Annotated in this window: 1 protein-coding gene; it reads right to left on the minus strand. The window is 72.4% G+C overall.

Going from position 1 to position 1,340, the window contains the following annotated elements:
* Window positions 1-1,340: acyltransferase domain-containing protein (locus ACIGFK_RS42495; protein WP_400056167.1), on the minus strand; the 1,340-nt coding region annotated here is incomplete at both ends.

Raw genomic sequence — 1,340 nt, forward strand, 5'->3', positions numbered from 1 at the left:
TCGAGGGGTTGCGCGCCGGTGGGGGGCCAGGCGGGGGATGCCTGCGGCGCGGGCTCCGAATCCGGGGACAGCGTCCCGGACGCATGCTGCGTCCACGACGCGGCCCCGGCGGGCCGGGACTGGACGCTGAACGGCCGGCGGCCGTCCGCGTTCTCGGCCCCGGCGATCACCTGGAGCTGCACACCGCCGGTGGCGGGGAGCACCAGGGGGGCTTCGATGGTGAGGTCCTCGATGGCGGCGAGGTCGGTGAGGTGCGCCGCGTGGAGGGCGAGGTCGATGAAGGCGGTGCCGGGCAGGAGGGTGGTCCCGGCGATGGTGTGATCGGCGAGCCAGGGCAGCCGCTGGGCGGAGAGCAGGCCGGTCAGGACCAGGTGCCCGGAGTCGGCTACCTCCACCGCGGCACCCAGCAGCGGGTGCCCGGCGGCGTCGAGACCGGCCCCGGCCACATCGGCCCGGTCGACCGGAAGCAGCCAGAACTCCTCGTGCTGGAAGGCGTACGTGGGCAGGTCGACTCGGGTTCCGCCGGGCAGAAGAGCGGTCCAGTCGACATCGGTGCCGGAGCAGTACGCGGCCCCCAGCGCGCGGAGCAGGCTGCGGGGCTCGTCGCCCTGGCCCTTGAGCAGCGAAGCGGCGACGGGCGCGTCGAGCGTGCTCTGGACGAGGGAGGTGAGGACCGGGTCGGGTCCGAGTTCCAGATACGTCGTGATGCCCTGCGCGTTCAGCGTCTCGATGCCGTCGTGGAACCGGACGGCGCCACGGATGTGACGGGCCCAGTAGGCGGGGTCGGTCAGCTCCTCGGCGACCTGACCGGTCAGGTTCGATACGACGGCAATCTGCGGCTCGTTGAAGGTGAGGGCGCTGATGGCCTGCTCGAACTCGGCGAGGACCTCGTCCATGTGCGCGGAGTGGAAGGCGTGCGACACCGTCAGCCGCTTGACCTTGATCCCGCGGTCCCGGAACAGGGCCTCGATCGCGTCCGCGTCCTCCACATCGCCGGAGACGACGACGGCGGCGGGGCCATTGACGGCGGCGAGGGACAGACCCTCACCCAGCTCGGGCAGGACGTCCGCCTCGGGCGCGGCGATGGCGACCATCGCCCCACCGGCACGGGCGGCCTGCATCAGCCGGCCACGGACGGCGACCAGGGTGCAGGCGTCCTCCAGGGAGAACACCCCGGCCGCATACGCGGCGGTGACCTCGCCGATCGAGTGCCCGATCAGCGCATCGGGCCGCACCCCGAAGGAAGAAACGAGCGAGAACAGCGCGGACTCGACGGCGAACAGGGCCGCCTGCGTGAACTGCGTCTGGTCCAGGACCGGATCGCCGTCGAAGACGACCGC

The sequence above is a fragment of the Streptomyces sp. NPDC085524 genome, from assembly GCF_044541755.1.
GTDB lineage: Bacteria > Actinomycetota > Actinomycetes > Streptomycetales > Streptomycetaceae > Streptomyces.